Genomic DNA, 18,828 nt, shown 5'->3' with positions numbered 1-18,828 from the left:
ATAGGGGTCACTCAACTTTTTTATTGATTTGTTTTCTCTCTAATAAAAGCTTCGACTTCATCTGCAGTACTCATAGCTAAAAGCTGATCTTTATAAGAAGCTAGCTCATCTTTAGATAAGTCCTTAATCTGAGTACGCGCAGGTAAGATCGAAGTTGCACTCATACTAAACTCATCTAATCCTAGTCCTAATAGTATAGGAATGGCGATCGAGTCTCCAGCCATCTCTCCACACATGCCAGCCCATTTGCCTTCTGCATGTGCAGCTTCAATCACATTATTGACAAGGCTTAAGATTGCCGGATGGTATGGTTGGTATAAATAAGAGACACGTTCATTCATACGGTCAGCTGCCATCGTATATTGGATTAGATCATTCGTACCAATACTGAAGAAATCAACTTCTTTAGCAAACTGACGTGCAATGACTGCAGTAGATGGAATTTCTACCATGATACCGATCTCGATATCGTCTGAGACTGAAACACCTTCATTTTTAAGGTTGTCTTTTTCTTCTAGAAGAAGTGCTTTTGCCTGACGGAATTCGTCTAGCGTCGCAATCATCGGGAACATTATCTTTAAGTTTCCGTATGTACTTGCACGTAGTAATGCACGTAATTGTGTACGGAAAATATCATCACGTTCCAGGCATAAACGAATTGCACGGAAGCCTAAGAAAGGATTCATTTCTTCAGGCAACTTTAAGTAGCTAAGCTCTTTATCTCCACCAATGTCAAGCGTTCGAACAACAACAGGTTTTTCACCCATTTGTTCTAATACTGATTTGTAAGCTTCGAATTGTTCATCTTCTGTTGGAAGCTCACTTTTACCCATGTATAAGAATTCGGTACGGTATAAACCGACACCCTCACCGCCATTGTTCAACACACCTACTACATCTTCAGGTGTACCAATGTTTGCTACTAATTCCACATGTGTACCATCAGCAGATATCGTAGGCTCGTCCTTCAGTTGCGCCCACACTTCTTTTTGTTTTGCAAAATCTTCTTGTTTTTGCTTATACGTCGCAAGTTCTTCCTCACTTGGGTTAATGATTACTTTACCATCAATCCCATCAACGATAAGCATATCGTCTTTTTTCACTTCTTCAGTAACAGTTTTAGTACCAACGACAGCAGGGATCTCAAGTGATCTTGCCATAATTGCAGAGTGGGATGTACGTCCACCAATGTTTGTTGTAAATCCTTTTACAAATTGCTTGTTCAGTTGTGCGGTATCAGAAGGAGTTAAATCCTCTGCAATCACAACAACCTCTTCATCGATTAATGCAGGGTCCGGGAATGTTACATCAAGTAAGTGAGCCATGACTCTTTTTGTCACATCCTGAATGTCTGCAGCACGCTCGCGCATATATTCATTTTCCATTGCTTTAAACATATCAATAAACATGTTTGCAACGTCTTCTAAAGCTGCTTCTGCATTTACTTGATCAGTTTTAATCTTATCTTGAATAGGATTGATTAACTCTGGATCACTTAACACAAGCAGATGAGCAGAGAAAATCTCTGCATGCTCATCTCCAAGTGATTTTCTTGCGTTTTCTTTAATCTTTTCTAACTCTTGCTTAGAGATCTCTAATGCTTTGTTTAAGCGTTCAATTTCTGTTGCTGTATTTTCTACTTTCTTTTTTTCAAAAGAAAGATCGGGTGCTGCCAAAATATATGCTTTTGCGATAGCAATCCCGTTGGATGCTGCTATCCCGCTTAAATTATTCATTAATAATTACTCTCCTAGTCCTTCTTGTTTAATTACTTCATAGATCGCATCGATTGCTTCTTGTTCGTCATCGCCATCAGCAATGATTTTAATTTCAGCATCTTTAGGAATACCAAGTGACATAACACCCATAATGGATTTTAAGTTTACCGATTTCCCATTGTACTCAATCTTCGAATCTGAAGAAAAGTTACCTGCCTTGTTTACAAGTACGGTTGCTGGACGTGCGTGAACTCCTGTTGCATCAGTGATTTTGACTGTTTTTTCAATTGCCATTTTTTCATTCCTCCCAAAAATTATATATTGATGTTTTGTACGGGTTAACTACATTTTAATTTTACTCTTTTATGATCGGTTTTTTCAAGAAGCCTAGTAAAAATGCTCCAACTAAACTACCGACAATAATCGATAAAAGATACAGAATTGGGCTTCCTTCCACGAGACCTATTACTACAATTCCACCGTGAGGCGCTTGTAAACCAATATCAAATAACATACTTAAACCACCTGCTACGGCAGAACCTACAATGATAGGTGGAATAACACGAGCAGGATCGGCTGCTGCGAACGGAATGGCACCTTCTGAAATAAAGAACGCTCCAAGTGCATAATTTGATTTACCTGCATCGCGCTCTTGACGTGTGAATTTGTTTTTGAAAATCGTACTTGCAATTGCTGTTGCAAGTGGTGGTACCATACCACCGGCCATGATTGCTGCAATAAAATTATAGTTCCCAGCATCAAGCATTGCGATACCAAACGTATAAGCAGCTTTATTGATTGGTCCACCCATATCTACTGCCATCATACCACCTAAAATGATACCTAATAATACTAAGTTCGTATCTCCTAACCCTTGTAACCAAGAAGATAAACCTGTGTAAAGTGTTGTTAGTGGTGGGTTGATCAATAACATAATTAATCCTGCAATACCAATACTGAAGACCGGATAAAATAGTACAGTTTTTAGGCCATCAAATACAGAAGGTAACACTTCTAGTGCTTTCTTTACACCTAACGTGACATAACCGGCTAAGAAACCGGCAATTAAACCACCTAGAAAACCGGATCCTCCGTCGGCACCTTCAATACCAGATGTAATGGCAATCAAACCACCGATCATACCTGGCGCAAAACCTGGTCGGTCAGCGATACTAGAAGCAATAAAACCAGCCAATACCGGTACCATTAAGTGGAATGCATTACCACCACCGATAGTCATTAACATATCCCATAATGGATGATATCGATCACTATCTGGATTTTGAGGTTCAATTCCACCAAATAAGAATGCGATGGCAATTAGAATACCGCCACCTACAACAAATGGAAGCATGTTGGATACACCATTCATCAGGTGCTTGTAGAATCCGCTCTTTCCGTTTTCTTCGCTTCCATCATCACTAGACTCATTTCCGCCACCTTGGTGAATAGGTGCGTCTTTCTTAATCGCGCGTTCAATTAACTCTTTCGGCTCATGAATCCCTTTTGCGACTGGGACTTGGATAACTGGCTTTCCTTTAAAACGTTCTGTTTCAATCTTCGTATCAGCTGCGATAATAATGGCATCTGCTTTTTCAATTTCTTCTGGAGTTAGACGGTTTTTGACACCACTAGAGCCGTTTGTCTCAACTTTAATTCCTACTCCCATTTCTTTTGCAGTTGCTTTTAACTTATCTGCCGCCATATAGGTGTGTGCGATCCCTGTTGGACAGCCTGTGACTGCTAAAATAAAGGACTCTGCTTGTTCTTCCGTTTGTTCGGTTTCCTCTTCTTCCTCGCGCTCTTTCACATTAATCACTTCTAATACTTCATCTTCACTAGTTGCAGCTTCGATGTTTTTTCTAAAGTTATCATCCATTAGGAAAGATGAGAGACGAGATAACGTCTGCAAGTGTGTTTGATTTGCACCTTCTGACGCTGCAATCATAAAGAATAAGTGTGACGGCTGACCATCTAATGCTTCGTAATCAATTCCTTCTATTGAGCGTCCGAATACAATCGCAGGAGTCTTAACTGCAGCCGTTTTCGCATGCGGAATGGCAATGCCATCTCCAATTCCTGTAGTACTTTGCTCTTCACGTGCTAATATTGCTTGTTTAAACGCGTCCTTATCACTCAAACGCCCAGCTTTATCGAGTTTATTTACTAGTTCATCAATAACAGAAGCTTTTGAGTTTGCTTGTAAATCAAGAATAATGGTGTCTTTTCTAAGTAAGTCTGTAATATTCATAGCTGTACCTCCTTTTATTCGATCGGATTAATTTTTACTTGTTCAAACAGTTGTTGAACTTCTTCTTTTGTACATAAGTCGTTACTAAAGGCAGTTGCACTTCCTGTTGCAACTGCATATTGAAAAGCAGATAACACGGTTTGTTCCCTTACATAAGCAGATAGAAACCCTGATACTAAAGAATCTCCAGCACCAACCGTATTTTTAACAGTCCCTTTTGGCGCTTTAGCAAGATAACATGCTTGTTCACTGATATAAATAGCACCGTCACCTCCCATAGAGACAATAACGTGTTCTGGCCCTTGCTGTTGCAATTTTTTTCCATAATGAATCGCGTCATCCAAAGAATCAATTGTTGTATCAAAAAGTTCGCCTAGCTCATGATGGTTCGGTTTAACAAAGAATAATTTGTGATTCATGACATCTTTTAATGCTTGACTAGAAGTATCAACGATTAGCTTTACACCATTTCGTTCACAAATCTTTGCGACATCAGCATAAAAGGTAGCCGGTACAGAAGCAGGTGTACTACCTGCTGCAACTAAGAAATCACCTTGTTTTAATGAACTAATTTGATCATAGAGCTGTTGTAACTGATTTGAAGTTATTTCTGGACCGGGTCCATTAATCTCAGTCTCACCACTAGATTTTAACTTCATATTTATCCTTGTATTTCCTGATACTTCGATGAAGTTAGTCTCGATTTCCGCTTGGTGTAATTGGTCTTTAATAAAATCCCCTGAAAACCCACCTAGAAAACCAAGTGCCGTATTTTCAACATCTAAACGCTTTAATACTCGGGAAACATTGATGCCTTTTCCACCCGGATAATATTGGGTGTTCGTACCACGATTTAAACCGTTCACTTGGAAGTCTTCTACATGAATAATGTAATCAACAGATGGATTTAACGTACAAGTATAAATCATGTCGACACAACCTTTATGTTCATTTTGTTTTCATAAGCTGCTAAGTTAGCGTGATCGTCATTTGTAATTAGTGTTGCTTCATTTAATTCAGCAAACTTGGTAAAAGAAGTTTGATTTAATTTTGAACGGTCTGCCAAGATAAACGCATCTTGAGATAGTTCAATTGCCATATTTTTCAAGAGTGCTTCCTCGGGATCAGGTGTCGTAAACCCATATGATGTGTGAATACCGTTCGCACCTAGAAAACACTTATCAAAACGGTATTTACGCATACTAACTTGTGCACCATGTCCGACTAATGCTCTTGTATTATGTTTTACAAACCCGCCAAGGAGATACGTATTAATTTTATATTTACTAAGTATGTCTAAATGGGTAAGACCATTTGTTACAACAGTCACTTCTTTAGAAGTTAAATGAGGAACCATTTCATAGATCGTTGTTCCTGCATCAAGATAAATACAATCATTTGGTTGGACGAGAAGCGCTGCTGTTTCTGCAATTGCTTTTTTCTCGAACACATATTTGGAAGCCTTTTCAGGAAAACTAGGCTCTTCACTTTTAGAATGATGTAACGTTGCTCCACCATGCACACGAATAAGCTTGTTCTTTTTCTCTAACTCACTTAAGTCTCGTCTTATTGTGGACTCTGAAGCCTTGGTTAATTCCATAATCTCTTGAATCGTTACAGTCTGCTTCTTTAAAAGTAAATCTTCTATTAATTGATGACGTTTAGCTGTTAGCACTGCATTTTCCTCACCTTCATGTAAGGGTCACATAAATAATAAAGCAACTCTTTTTATTTTTCAATCATAAACTTTCACAAACATTCAAAAACATTCACCTTTGTTTTGGAATTTGTCAAAATTGGCATAGAAAAGAGCCTTATTTGCTTGAAGGCTCTTATTAGTATCATTCATTTAATTGTGTATTTATCCAGCGCAGAATATCCATAAATACTTCTTCTTTATTTATTTCATTTAACATTTCATGTCGTCCATCTTTATAAAAGATATATTGGATATTTGAGAGGTCTGCTTTTTTATATTGATTTATTACATTTGTAACACCTTTGGTATAATTACCGACTGAATCTTGCTCACCGCTAATAAATAATATTGGTAAATCTTTTGGAATTTGATTTATCAATTTAGCAGTGTGGATCTTGTCTAAACCATCAAATAAATCATAGCAAAAACCTGCAGTAGTAGGGAATCCAGCCAAAGGATCCTGCTTATATTTTTCTACCTGTTCTTTGTCACGAGTTAGCCAATCGTATGCACTTTCTGCTTCTGAGACAGCACTATTCAATGAGCCAAACGCAAGCTTATTTAAAAATGGAGACACTTCTGTAGCACCATTTTTCTTTATAATTCCTCTAGCTAGTAGTTTGCCAATATTGGTTGAAAGCCTCGCATAGCCTCCTGTCCCGGAAATAATGACACCTTCTATGTTGTCACTGTACTTTTGAATGTATCGTCTAGCTACAAAGGAACCCATACTGTGTCCAAGTAAAAAAATTGGTACATTAGGATAACTACCCTGTATATTTTTAGTGATCGACGCCAAATCATCCGTAACCGTTTCAAAACCATATTTATCTGAAAAATATCCTAATAATCCATGTTCTTGTCCAGTTCTTCCATGACCACGGTGATCATTTCCGTACACAAAAATATCATGTTCAACTAAAAAAGAAGCAAAGGTACTATAGCGGTGAATATGTTCAGCCATTCCATGTGAAAGTTGAACGATTGCTTTTGGGGTCTTGGAATCATCACTCCATTTACTTATGTACACTTTTTTCTTATCTTTCATTTCTAACCAGAAAGATTCATGCGTCATTATTTATCTCCCCTTAGCTTTTTAATGTAGGATGTATTGTTTATAGTTTAATCCAATGTGGAGAGCGCTTTCAATCTATTTATAAGAATAGGTCGATATCTTAAAATTTACTTGCTAAAAGTGTACAAACTATGCTAAATTATCATTATGTAATAGTGCGTCTTAGGAGGTGTCCGCAACATGAGTGGAGTTGCGATTACGTTATTAGTGATTGATGCAGTTGCTCTAATTATTTTAGTATTGTTACAATCAGGTAAAAGTGCTGGTCTATCAGGTGCCATTTCTGGTGGAGCAGAGCAATTATTCGGTAAGCAAAAAGCACGTGGTATTGATGCAGTATTACATCGTGCAACAGTGATTACTGCAGTGCTACTATTTGTTCTTACTTTCTTAGTTGCTTATGTAGTTTAAGTGAAAAATTGAGTTAACCTTATACATGTAATGTGTAAAAAAGATGACCCTTACTACCTTGTTTGGTTAGTAGGGGTTTCTTTATGTCGTTTGTAATTTGGATCTTTATGGTATGACGGAGTTGATCTAAAAATGCGTATTAATAGCCACTACTCCACTTAATAACTGAGTGCTAGAAGGATACTGAAATTGAACGGACATTTTTTCCGTTATTTTAGTAATTCTTAGCCATTTAGCATTTTGGCGGACATTTTTTCCGTTATTCCATAGAAAACGTAAGAAAATTGCTTCAAAATGAAGAAATAGCGGAAAAAATGTCCTCGAGAAGCATTAAAACGATCGTTTTAGTGAAAATAACGGAAAAAATGTCCGCTTATAAAAAGGCATTGTCGCTAGTTCCTGATTGTTGCGTTACGCCGAGTCTATAGAAATTCAGTCATAATAATCAAGCCTCTACATGTCTAATCAAAGGTACCCCCATGTGATTATATTTAAATACATAGCAAATCAAGCATCACAGGTGAATAATGAGCATAACTTTGGTACGATTATCCCAATATAATAAAGTATAGAGGAAAAAGGGGATGACGATTGGTCATGAAAATAAAAAAACCACAGCCCTTCACGTTTGAAGGCGGTGATCGCGCGGTATTATTACTACATGGGTTTACTGGACATACAGCAGATGTGCGTATGCTAGGACGTTATTTGCAAAAACAAGGCTATACGTGCCATGCTCCTATTTATCGTGGGCACGGTGCACCACCGGAGGAGCTTATTAAGTCTAATCCAGATGAGTGGTGGATAGACGTAAAGGAAGCGCTCAACCATTTAAGGGATCTAGGACACAAAGAAATAGCAGTAGCAGGACTTTCACTTGGAGGCGTATTAGGATTAAAACTTGCTTATTCCGAGCCAATTAAAGCAGTCATTCCAATGTGTTCACCGATGTTTTTCGACAATGAAACACAATTGACAAAAGGTTTCCGTGCTTTTGCAAAAGAGTATAAGCAATTAGAAAAGAAAAATGAGGATACGATTCAAAGCGAAGTCGATGAGTTAATGGCGAACTCCAAGCAGGTATTTACCGATTTAGGTGGACTGATCACAGAGGTGAAAGATCATGTTGACCATATCTATGCGCCTACGTTTGTCGTACAAGCTAGAAAAGATCAAATGATCAATACCGAGAGTGCCACGTACATTTATGATAACGTAGAAGCAGATCAAAAAGAGATCAAGTGGTATGAAGAATCTGGCCACGTAATTACGTTAGGTAAAGAAAAAGAACAGTTACACGAAGATATTTATCAATTTTTAGAATCATTGGATTGGTCTTAACCCATACTACTAGATAAAAGTGATTATAAGATTACTTCATTACATCATGATAATGTAAGGTCTTCCATGCGAGAATAAGTGAAGGAAGGTGAGCATTTGAATAATCAAGAAATGAAGCAACAAATTGTCGATTATTTCAGAGAAAATGCGTCAAAACCTCTATCTGTACAAGAGATAGAAGAAATTTTAGATTTACAAGATTCAGACCAATTTACGATCCTAATGAAGCTTTTGAATGAATTAGAAGAAGCAGGTGAATTGGTTCGAACACGGAAAAACAGATATGGCCCGCCAGAACGGATGAACTTGATTAGAGGTAAAATCCAAATGCATGCGAAAGGGTTTGCCTTTTTAATACCGGATGAAGAGGGTCAGGATGATGTGTATATCAATCATGCCGATTTACAATCAGCGATGAATAACGACAGAGTGTTGGTTCGTATTGACGGTCGTGATGAACAAGGGAAACGTCCTGAAGGTACTGTGATACGAATTTTAGAACGTGCAACATCTGTAATCATAGGTACGTATGATGGCAACCAAAACTTTGGATTTGTTATCGCGGATGATAAAAGAATCCCTAATGACATTTTCATACCTAAAAATGCATCCCATGGTGCAGTGAATGGACATAAAGTAATTGTTAGAATTACAAAATATCCAGAAGCGCGTATGAGTGCAGAAGGGGAAGTTATCCAAATCCTTGGGCACAAAAATGACCCAGGAATGGATATCATCTCTATCATTTACAAACACGGTATCCAAGTAGATTTTCCAGAAGAAGTATTGGAACATGCAGCGAACACGCCGGAATCGATTAGTGAAGATGAAATTCAAAATCGTCGTGACTTACGCGATGAAATGATTGTAACAATTGATGGTGCAGATGCCAAAGACTTGGATGATGCAGTTACGGTGAAAAAGCTAGATAACGGTAACTACAAGCTAGGTGTTTATATTGCAGACGTTACGTATTATGTAGAAGAAAATTCACCGATTGATAAAGAAGCCATGGACCGAGCAACGAGTGTTTACTTAGTGGATCGCGTAATTCCGATGATTCCACACCGCCTGTCTAATGGGATTTGTTCGTTAAATCCACAGGTGGATCGGTTAACATTAGGTTGTGAAATGGAAATAAATGCGCAAGGGGAAGTCGTTAACCACGAGATTTTCCAAAGCGTAATCAAAACCAATGAACGTATGACATATCATGATGTAAATAAGATCTTGGTTGATAAAGATGAAAAATTAATCGAACGCTATGATGAACTTGTACCTATGTTCCAAGACATGGAAGACTTAGCAGAAATTCTTCGTAAAAAACGTTTTGGCCGCGGTGCAATTGACTTTGACTTTAAAGAAGCAAAAGTACTTGTTGATAACGATGGAAAAGCGGTGGATGTTGTGATTCGTGAGCGTTCTGTCGCAGAGCGATTGATCGAGGAGTTTATGTTGGCAGCAAACGAAACGGTCGCTGAACATTTCCATTGGATGGATGTTCCGTTTATTCACCGTATTCACGAGGACCCGAGTCCAGACAAGCTTCAATCTTTCTTTGAATTCATCGCCACCTTGGGTTATGTAGTCAAAGGAACAAACAATGAAATTCACCCGCAAGCTTTACAAAAAGTACTAGAAGAAGTGCAGGGCGAACAAGAGGAAATGATCATTTCCAAGCTAATGCTACGTTCGATGAAACAAGCGAAGTACGATCCGCAAAGTATCGGACACTTTGGTTTAGCGACAGAATTCTATACACACTTCACATCGCCAATTCGTCGTTATCCAGATTTGATTGTCCATCGCTTAATTCGGACGTATATTGTAAATAAGCAATTAGATGAAAAAACACAACAGCATTGGAAAGATAAAATGCCGGAAATTGCAAGGCATGCTTCTGAAAAAGAACGTGCAGCAGTGGATGCAGAGCGTGAGACAGATGACCTTAAAAAAGCAGAGTTCATGCAAGACAAAATCGGCGAAGAGTTTGACGGTGTCATTAGTTCCGTAACGAACTTTGGACTATTTGTTGAACTACCAAATACGGTAGAAGGTCTTGTTCACGTTAGCTACCTAACAGATGATTACTATCACTTTGATGAGCGTTCTTATGCGATGATCGGGGAGCGAACAGGGAATATATTCCGAATTGGTGATGAGATTACTGTTAAAGTAGCAAATGTTAATTTAGAAGAACGTGTGATTGATTTTGAAATCGTTGGAATGAAGCCGAGAAAAGAAAGAACTTCATTTGATCGACCGAAAGTGATTAAGGCAAACCGAGGCAAGTCAGAGAGTAAAGGCGGCGGAAATAAACCAAACGGAAATAAACCTAGAGGTAAAATGAAGCCACCGAAAAACGGCGATAAGAAGAAAAAGAATGGAAAGAAAAAGAAGAAGAGAAGCTAGGATCACCCTAGTTTCTCTTCTTCTGGCTTTACACCCATTTTCCATAAAGAATCCAACCATCACTGACATCAAATGCTTCTAAGTTTGGAATGTTTCCGAGTCCTTGTTCAGAAAAATCGATCCAAGCTTTGATACCTTCTTCTGGTTGTTGCCCGACATAATGATAAACGGTTTCCCACCAACCAGGCTGGTAAAAGTGGTCATTCCAAAAGTATTTCACTTGTGCATACCAGTCTCGTTTTTGATCTTTTTTAATGACCATAAAGCGGTCCTGTTTTGGATTTTGAAAAAATACGGAATCCTCTAAATGCTCATCCGTAAGTAGCTGATCCGTTAGTGGGAATGGATAATAGCATTCATATGGATAAATGGTCGTTGCGTTTCCTGTTAACCCGTTCAATAGTGCTCGTTTTTCTTCTATTGAATGAATGGGTTGCCAAATCGCGCCTGCTGTTCCATTTACTAAGTCGGGCTCAGCGACCGAGTAAGAATGTAATCTAGTCACCTCGTCTAAACCGATTTTTTCTAAAACACGACGTGCTGCTTTGTTTCCTAGATTCGTATTCGCACCAACCCATTTAATCGCAGGATCCTTTTCGAGTTCGCTCTTAATATAACCAAGGATATTCGTAGCGTTTCCTTTTGCTAAAAACCTTGTGTCAGATCGAAGCCTACCAAGCATCGCATATCCACCAGGGTAAAAAGAAGCGCCTGCAATGGCTAATAAGTTATCTTGTTGAAATAGTCCATATACGTTGTTTGTTTTTGATGTAACGAGGTCTGGAAAAATATGTAGGATGTAATCATCTTCTACACTTGTTTGCATGTTTTGAACCAATACCTGATCATCAAGGCTTAGTCTTCGCATATGAAGTAAGCTTTGTTCCATCGATCACACCTCTTTCTAGGGAGATACCAAATTTACTTTCTAATATTCTCATGTTAATCATACTTTTGTCTATTAATAATAATTGTTATTGCATGGTCTTTTTGTTAAAATTATTCCACGTAGTATTAGGAGGAAATCGTTATGCCAAAGGGTTCAGGAAATTCAATTGCACAAAATAGAAAAGCCGGTCATGATTTTTTTATAGAAGAAACATACGAGGCTGGGATCGTGTTAAAAGGCACCGAAATTAAATCAATGCGTGCCGGTCGAGTCAATATGAAAGATAGCTTTGCGCGTATTCATAATGGGGAAGCATTCTTGTATAACCTGCATATTTCTCCATATGAACAAGGAAATCGTTTTAATCACGAACCAACAAGACATCGAAAATTACTCTTGCACCGCAAAGAGATCGATAAATTAATTGGTGAAACGCAGCAAGCAGGTTATTCACTTGTCCCACTTAAGATCTATATTAAAAATGGTGTGGCAAAGGTTTTAATCGGTCTAGGTAAGGGTAAAAAGAAATACGATAAGCGTGAAGACTTGAAGCAAAAGCAAGCGAAACGTGATATCGATCGTGCAATAAAAGATAGTGTCAGGTAATATGAGGTAGGACTTACCAATCGAGAAGACTTGAAAACTTCTGTAAAAATGTTATAATGAATTATGTCGCCGCAAGCGACGTTGACAACTTCATAAACAAGATGTGCTCGAAAATCTATCTTGTTTCCGTGTTGTACCCTTATATAATGGGGACGTTACGGATTCGACAGGGATAGGTCGAGCTCAGGTTGCGTGTCGAGGTTACGGCTCGTAAAACGTTATTCGCCTAAATATAACTGGCAAAGAAAACAATTACTCTTTAGCAGCTGCGTAAGTAGCTCTAAAGGATCCTTCCTACCATCGCCCGTGTGGTAGATAGAAGGGTCTCAACTTTAGCGGGATACGCTATCGTCCTCCGCCTGGGGATGGATAGAAGAGATCAATCAGGCTAGCTGCTAGGAAGCCTGTTGATAGGCTGAATAGTAAGCGAAATATAATATATCAACTACGCATGTAGAAGCCTGGGTGCCGATATCTCTGGACGTGGGTTCGATTAGTAATTAGTCGCCTTATGTGGTAACACATAAGTGAAAATTCGGCTTGATCGGTGAAACCTAAGTCACACATTACGTGTGATATGGCAATGCCGAGCGGTATGTGGAGTAATCCAACAGCCGTGTATCGACTTATAGGCTACCCGATGATTGGTAGTACTAGGATGCGAAATCCTACCGCAATGGTAAAAATTATATTTCGCATAATACGCCGAAGGACCTCTAGATTACTACAGGTTCAAGATATAGTCAGTGCCATGACGAAAGCATGGAACAGCACGTCCCACCGTCTCCACCAATACATAATTGGTGGTTTTTATTTTGTCTTTTTATTTTAAATTCGAAAAAAATATTCTTCAAAAGATAACTTCTTTAATAACATCACATCCTATGAAGTGGCTTACATTGTTGAGGAAGATGACCAAGGAAATAATGTATTGATTATTCTTGCCGGAACAAGAGAACAATTTTATGAAGAATAAAAAGGTATATCAAAGGTTCTAACATACATAAATGATTGAAAGGATACCAAGTGAAAATTAACTTTTCATTTGGTATCTTTTTACTTTGTAATTAATAAATATGCCACCGATTACAAATATTCTTTTCGGAAAAGTTTTGATAGTCATTATTAGTGGTATGGAGGATAAGAGATACTTAATGTCTGATAAAAAGTTCTATTTGCTACATATACATATATAATGCTAGTAACCTTGATTTTAATAACAAACAAATCAATAAAAAGGGTGGTACAAGTTGACGATAAAAAATAATCATTTGAATGTAAAAAAGAAAATCATTGTCCTTGGTGGAGATGGATTTTGTGGGTGGCCAACTAGTTTACACCTTTCGAATCTAGGTCACGAAGTTGTAATCATTGACAATCTATCCAGACGTAACATTGACAATGAATTAGAAGCGGAATCATTAACGCCGATCCAATCAATGGGGACGAGGTTAACAGCATGGGAAGAAGTTAGCGGAAATAAAATTGATTTTTATAATATTGATATTGCCATGAACTATGATGAACTTCTCCGAGTGATAAACAAAGAAAAACCTGATGCAATTATCCACTTTGCTGAGCAACGTTCAGCTCCTTATTCCATGAAATCTTCTAAACATAAACGATATACCGTAAATAACAATTCCAATGCAACACATAACGTATTATGTGCAATTGTTGAGTCTGAACTTGATATTCACCTTGTGCATTTAGGAACGATGGGGGTATATGGATACGGTACTGCAGGTGTCAAAATCCCTGAAGGTTATCTAGATGTGGAAGTGAAAACAGAAACTGGTGATCGGGTACAACAACAAATTCTCTATCCAACCAATCCTGGTTCTGTTTATCATATGACAAAATCCCAAGACCAACTACTATTCCAGTATTATAACAAAAACGATAATGTGAGAGTCACGGATCTTCATCAGGGTATCGTATGGGGAACGAATACAATGGAGACAAAACTTGATGAGCGGCTAATTAATCGCTTTGATTACGATGGCGATTATGGAACGGTGTTAAATCGATTTTTAATGCAAGCTGCTGTAGGGTATCCTATTACTGTACATGGGTCTGGTGGACAAACACGCGCGTTTATTCATATTCAAGATACAGTACGATGTATTCAAATCGCGATTGAAAATCCACCGACACGAAATGAAAAAGTTAAGATTTTTAACCAAATGACCGAAACACATTGCGTGAAGGATTTAGCAAAACTAGTTAGTGAACTAACAGGCGGGGAAATCGCTTATGTAGATAATCCAAGGAAAGAAGCCGCTAAAAATGAATTACATGTCAAAAATGACCTATTCTTATCAAAAGGCTTAGAACCGATTACATTGAATGAAGGGCTACTACAAGAGGTCACAAAGATCGCTAAGCAATATGCACATCGTGCCGACCATGCTAAAATTCCTGCCAAGAGTACGTGGACGAAAGAACAAAAGCCTGGAATTCCAACAAAAGAAGCTGACCCAGTTTAAGAAATTATTCCCCGGGCAATTTTTGTCGATTATAAACATGTACAGTTTGGTTCATACTTACAATAACAATGACTCACTGTATGAAGGTCAGTCGTATTAGAAAAACAAATCTATTTCTAGCAAATAAAGGTGAGTGGACTTTTATGCGAATCGCAATGATAACAGAGACGTTTCTACCTTCTACAGATGGAATTGTCACACGGTTGTGTGCATCGATTCGATGGTTGGAAAAACAGGGACATGAAGTATTAGTGATTGCACCTGATTTAGGTGTATCACATTTTGAGGGTACGCCAATTGCTGGTGTACCTGCTCATACTTTCTTTTTATATAAAGACAAAAAGTATTCTTTCTTTTCACGAAAAGTAAAGAAACACTTAATAGAGTTTCAACCCGATATCGTACATGTGGTTAATCCAGCATTTCTTGGAGTAAGTGGTATTTATTATACAAAGCGTTTAGGATTACCATTAGTAGCTTCTTATCATACACATGTTCCAAAATATGCAGAATATTATCGTTTGCCTTTTTTAAAGCCCATCCTATGGTGGTATTTCCGATCTTTACATAATAGGGCAGATGTGAATCTTTGTACTTCAAAGTCTGTTCTAGAAGAGTTAAGGCAAAAGCGATTTAAGCATGTTCATTTTTGGAAGCGTGGTGTTGATACGGCGCAGTATCATCCCGGACATTTTGATGCGGAAATGCGTGAGAGATTAACACGTGGTAACAAGGACAAGAAAATATTACTCTATGTAGGTAGACTTGCGCCGGAAAAGGACATAGAAAAGATACGTAAGGTTTTAGAAGAGTCTAATGACTATTGCCTTGCAATTGTCGGAGACGGTCCACACCGTGCTTATTTAGAAGCGTACTTTAAAGGCACTGACACGATATTCACAGGATTTTTACATGGAGATGAGCTTGCACGTGCTTATGCTTCATCTGACATATTTGTGTTTCCTTCCACAACGGAAACACTGGGACTTGTGCTACTAGAAGCAATGTCGTCTGGCTTACCTGTTGTTGCAGCGCAAAGTGGCCCAACGAGTGAACAAATCGAACATGGTAGGACAGGCTTACTCTATGATCCAGACGATACAAATGACTTTGTTCAATGTGTACTAAAGCTTAAGGATGATCACTATCGCAAATCTTTAGGGATGGAAGCACACCAAACGAGTCAAGCAATTGGCTGGGATGCGCCATCTAGCCAATTGTTGGAGTTTTATAAAAAGACGATAAAAAAACACCATCGTACTGCCGTGCTTTTAAGAGAGAGCAACTGATCATATTAACTAACTAAGCGGTGTTTAGAATGAAATTTCTTAAACGGTATAAAAATGGTTTTATTGAGTATGGCAAATATAGTGTGATCGGGATCGTTTGTGCAGCACTAGATATTGGTGTACTCAACGCTCTACTATATTTTTTTCCTACAAACGATACAGTTTTGTTAACTATTTTTAATTCTACCGCTTACATGGCGGCAATTTTAAATAGCTATTATTGGAATTCAAAATATACCTTTAAAATCAAAAAATCAAAAAAGCAATTTATAGCTTTTATCGTGCAAGCATTCGTAAGCTTGTTGATCGCAAATATTGTCTTTATTGGCGGATTGTGGGTAGCCGAATTCTTTTCTACTCTTCCGAACTGGCTTCAAACCAATATTGCAAAAGGATTATCTATGTACTTATCGTCTCTGGCAAGCTTCTTTTTCAACAAACACTTTGTATTTAAAGATCGTTTGGAAAAAGGGACTAGTTGAGCTTACTTAAGTAATGACATATAATTGAACAAAATAGAAAGGTAAAAGGGGAAAATATGAATCATACATTACGAGAGATTAATTTAGAGGGTACGTTCAATTTCCGTGATCTTGGCGGTTATTTGACTGAAGATGGTCGTAGAGTAAAAGCTGGTGTGCTTTTTCGATCAGGGAATTTAAGTGCGATGACAGAAGATGATCTGAAAAAAGTAGCTGGTCTCGGAATTAAGAAGATCTGTGATTTACGTGGAGTAGACGAGATTGAAAAGTTTCCAGATCCAGTTCTCGATGGAGCCAGTTGGTATCATACGCCCATTTTATCCGATCAACAGATATTAGGACAAGTTGGTGAGCACCAGGACTTTGCCGATGTATTAAGAGCAACAAAACCGGGAGAGTTATTGTTAAATCTAAACAAGAATGTCGTTACATTTAAACAAGCGTTACAAAATGTATTGAACGTATTGTTAACGGAGCCACATGAACCATTACTATTTCATTGTATGGCAGGGAAGGACAGGACGGGTGCTGTAGCAGCTTTGTTTCTTCGTATGCTAGGTGTTCCGCGTGAGACGATTCTGGAAGACTACTTATATACCAACGAAACATTAGATAAAATGAATGCGCATTTTACGGCAATTGGATATAACAATCTACCAAATATAGAGCAAGAAGTACTAGATGCTCTTTTTGAGGCAAGAGCAGAATATATCGAAGCATTTTTGGATGAAATAGAATCTAATTATGATAGTATCGATGTTTATTTAACAGAGGTGCTTGAACTAACGAAAGCGGATTTAGAAAAGATACGAGAACATTTGTTAGAATAGTTGATTTAAAGAGGAGAGCTTATTCATCGAGCTCTCCCTTTTTACTTTTCAAATTCTGCCCAGATGTTTAGATTTTTTTTAGTTCGGTAATAGGTATTATATAGTTAATAAAATAGAAAACTTAATAGTCAGGAGGCTATATATGGTTTCTACTACAGTAGTTAACAAAGCAGAAGAAATACTATTACAAGAGAAGAAAGAGACAACAGAAAGTTTGAATAGATCATTTGTAAATAATGATGCGACTGGAGAATTATCTAATTATGATAACCATCCAGGTGATCAGGGGACGGAGTTGTTTGATCAAGAAAAGGACAACGCTCTTCATTCACATGAGAAACAAAAACTGAATGAAATAAATCAATCTCTCCGTTCGATAGAAGAAGGCACCTATGGTACATGTGAGATATGTGGAAAAGAAATTAATGAAGAAAGACTGTTGACCATACCAACGACATCTAGATGTCGGAACCATGCTGTTGGCGGTATGAATAGGGAACGCCCCGTTGAAGAAGATATAGTTAAACCAGATCTTTATCAAAGAGAGCGTTCAGAATCAAATGAAATAAATGGTTTTGACGGCAAAGATACATGGCAAGCACTAGAGGAATATGGTTCATCCGAGACGCCATCTGATTTTTACGAAAAACAAGATCGATATGATTCTATGTATATGGATTCGGATGAAAGTGATAGTCCGGAAGAAATAGAAGAAGTTGCGAAAAGTGGAATGCGTGGTAAGAAAAGAGAATAGGGAGAATCGTAAATAAACCTTTAAGAAGTTAGTCAAAAAAGTTCCTATCCTAGATACTTGAGGATAGGAACTTTTATTATTTTAAATTCTTACTAATATATTTAATGATTTTTCTTAAATCTCTAGGAGAGGGTCTTCCAAATGGGCTTGTTTGTCTTTGCTGATAAAGTAAATTCCCTTGTTCATTTATTAGAAAATAAGCAGGCTCTCCGTGTGCATCATGGTCTTCATAAGGTGCGTTTTCTTTATGATAATGTACGTGATATGCCTCTAAAGCTTCCAGGCTTTCATCAGTTAGAACAGGGAAGGTGAAGTCATGTTCGTCCACCATTTTTTCTAAAGCATCTAAGTGGTCCGTTGAGATTGTTGTAATATGAATGTATTTATCGTCAAAATATCCTTTACTTTCTTCCAATTGTTTTAGTTCTTCCATACAAGCAGGGCACCATGAGCCACGGAAAAAGATAATTAGATGCCACCCTTTATTTTGATCTCGATAATTCTCGAAATTGTAATCTACACCTGATACAGCAGGTAGCGTAAAATCAGGTACAGATTGTCCAAGTTCAAATGTTGCCATGA

Annotated in this window: 17 protein-coding genes and 1 other RNA gene; 10 read left to right on the top strand and 8 right to left on the bottom strand. The window is 37.9% G+C overall.

Annotation, left to right across the window (positions count from 1 at the left end):
• Positions 1-20: 20 nt before the first annotated feature.
• The 6 genes from ptsP to NYQ66_RS09605 form a co-directional block, all read right to left on the bottom strand.
• A complete protein-coding gene (gene ptsP, locus NYQ66_RS09630) occupies positions 21-1,736 on the bottom strand; it encodes a phosphoenolpyruvate--protein phosphotransferase (protein ID WP_259869127.1) in 1,716 nt (571 codons plus the stop codon).
• A 6-nt stretch (positions 1,737-1,742) separates the two neighbouring features.
• Positions 1,743-2,012 (bottom strand): phosphocarrier protein HPr, encoded by a 270-nt coding sequence (locus NYQ66_RS09625; protein ID WP_272479965.1) that lies wholly within the window; start codon positions 2,010-2,012, stop codon positions 1,743-1,745.
• Between the two features lie 61 nt (positions 2,013-2,073).
• On the bottom strand, positions 2,074-3,969 hold the full coding sequence (locus NYQ66_RS09620; RefSeq protein WP_259869125.1) for a PTS fructose transporter subunit IIABC: 1,896 nt from the start codon (positions 3,967-3,969) through the stop codon (positions 2,074-2,076).
• A gap of 14 nt (positions 3,970-3,983) precedes the next feature.
• A complete protein-coding gene (pfkB, locus tag NYQ66_RS09615; protein ID WP_259869123.1) occupies positions 3,984-4,898 on the bottom strand; it encodes a 1-phosphofructokinase in 915 nt (304 codons plus the stop codon).
• Positions 4,895-5,644, bottom strand: a complete 750-nt coding sequence (locus NYQ66_RS09610; protein ID WP_259869122.1) for a DeoR/GlpR family DNA-binding transcription regulator — start codon at positions 5,642-5,644, stop codon at positions 4,895-4,897. Before NYQ66_RS09610 ends, pfkB begins: the two co-directional genes overlap by 4 nt.
• 166 nt (positions 5,645-5,810) lie before the next feature.
• A complete protein-coding gene (locus NYQ66_RS09605; RefSeq protein ID WP_259869121.1) occupies positions 5,811-6,743 on the bottom strand; it encodes an alpha/beta hydrolase in 933 nt (310 codons plus the stop codon).
• 180 nt (positions 6,744-6,923) lie between these two features.
• On the opposite strand from NYQ66_RS09605, the gene secG reads away from it, so the two are divergent.
• From secG to rnr, 3 genes are all read left to right on the top strand, one after another.
• Positions 6,924-7,154, top strand: a complete 231-nt coding sequence (gene secG, locus NYQ66_RS09600) for a preprotein translocase subunit SecG (RefSeq protein ID WP_259869120.1) — start codon at positions 6,924-6,926, stop codon at positions 7,152-7,154.
• A 597-nt stretch (positions 7,155-7,751) separates the two neighbouring features.
• A complete protein-coding gene (locus NYQ66_RS09595; protein ID WP_259869119.1) occupies positions 7,752-8,495 on the top strand; it encodes an alpha/beta hydrolase in 744 nt (247 codons plus the stop codon).
• Positions 8,496-8,606: 111 nt separating this feature from the next.
• Entirely contained in the window at positions 8,607-10,907 is a 2,301-nt protein-coding gene (gene rnr, locus NYQ66_RS09590) for a ribonuclease R (protein WP_259869179.1), read from the top strand.
• Positions 10,908-10,935: 28 nt separating this feature from the next.
• Here the strand turns inward: rnr and NYQ66_RS09585 are convergent, their stop codons facing one another.
• Positions 10,936-11,796 (bottom strand): N-acetyltransferase, encoded by an 861-nt coding sequence (locus NYQ66_RS09585; RefSeq protein WP_259869118.1) that lies wholly within the window; start codon positions 11,794-11,796, stop codon positions 10,936-10,938.
• A 141-nt stretch (positions 11,797-11,937) separates the two neighbouring features.
• Between NYQ66_RS09585 and smpB the strand changes: the two genes are divergently transcribed.
• The 7 genes from smpB (at position 11,938) to NYQ66_RS09550 (ending at position 18,246) form a co-directional block, all read left to right on the top strand.
• Positions 11,938-12,402, top strand: coding sequence for an SsrA-binding protein SmpB (gene smpB, locus NYQ66_RS09580; protein WP_259869117.1), 465 nt, complete (start codon positions 11,938-11,940; stop codon positions 12,400-12,402).
• Positions 12,403-12,558: 156 nt separating this feature from the next.
• Positions 12,559-12,898, top strand: a transfer-messenger RNA (tmRNA) gene (gene ssrA, locus NYQ66_RS09575).
• Between the two features lie 754 nt (positions 12,899-13,652).
• Entirely contained in the window at positions 13,653-14,891 is a 1,239-nt protein-coding gene (locus NYQ66_RS09570; RefSeq protein WP_259869115.1) for an NAD-dependent epimerase/dehydratase family protein, read from the top strand.
• A 143-nt stretch (positions 14,892-15,034) separates the two neighbouring features.
• On the top strand, positions 15,035-16,180 hold the full coding sequence (locus NYQ66_RS09565; RefSeq protein ID WP_259869114.1) for a glycosyltransferase family 4 protein: 1,146 nt from the start codon (positions 15,035-15,037) through the stop codon (positions 16,178-16,180).
• Positions 16,181-16,209: 29 nt separating this feature from the next.
• Positions 16,210-16,662 (top strand): GtrA family protein, encoded by a 453-nt coding sequence (locus NYQ66_RS09560; protein WP_259869113.1) that lies wholly within the window; start codon positions 16,210-16,212, stop codon positions 16,660-16,662.
• Positions 16,663-16,718: 56 nt separating this feature from the next.
• Positions 16,719-17,492: a tyrosine-protein phosphatase gene (locus NYQ66_RS09555; protein ID WP_259869112.1), complete on the top strand. Its 774-nt coding sequence runs from the start codon at positions 16,719-16,721 to the stop codon at positions 17,490-17,492.
• Positions 17,493-17,634: 142 nt separating this feature from the next.
• Positions 17,635-18,246 (top strand): TraR/DksA C4-type zinc finger protein, encoded by a 612-nt coding sequence (locus NYQ66_RS09550; RefSeq protein ID WP_259869111.1) that lies wholly within the window; start codon positions 17,635-17,637, stop codon positions 18,244-18,246.
• Between the two features lie 76 nt (positions 18,247-18,322).
• Here NYQ66_RS09550 and NYQ66_RS09545 read toward each other — a convergent pair whose 3' ends face one another.
• The gene (locus tag NYQ66_RS09545; RefSeq protein ID WP_259869110.1) at positions 18,323-18,826 is read right to left on the bottom strand and encodes a peroxiredoxin family protein; all 504 of its coding nucleotides are present in this window, start codon (positions 18,824-18,826) and stop codon (positions 18,323-18,325) included.
• Positions 18,827-18,828: the final 2 nt, after the last annotated feature.

The sequence above is a fragment of the Aquibacillus koreensis genome (genome assembly GCF_025154055.1).
GTDB lineage: Bacteria > Bacillota > Bacilli > Bacillales > Amphibacillaceae > Aquibacillus_C > Aquibacillus_C koreensis.
This window is presented reverse-complemented; position numbering and strand designations above follow the sequence as displayed.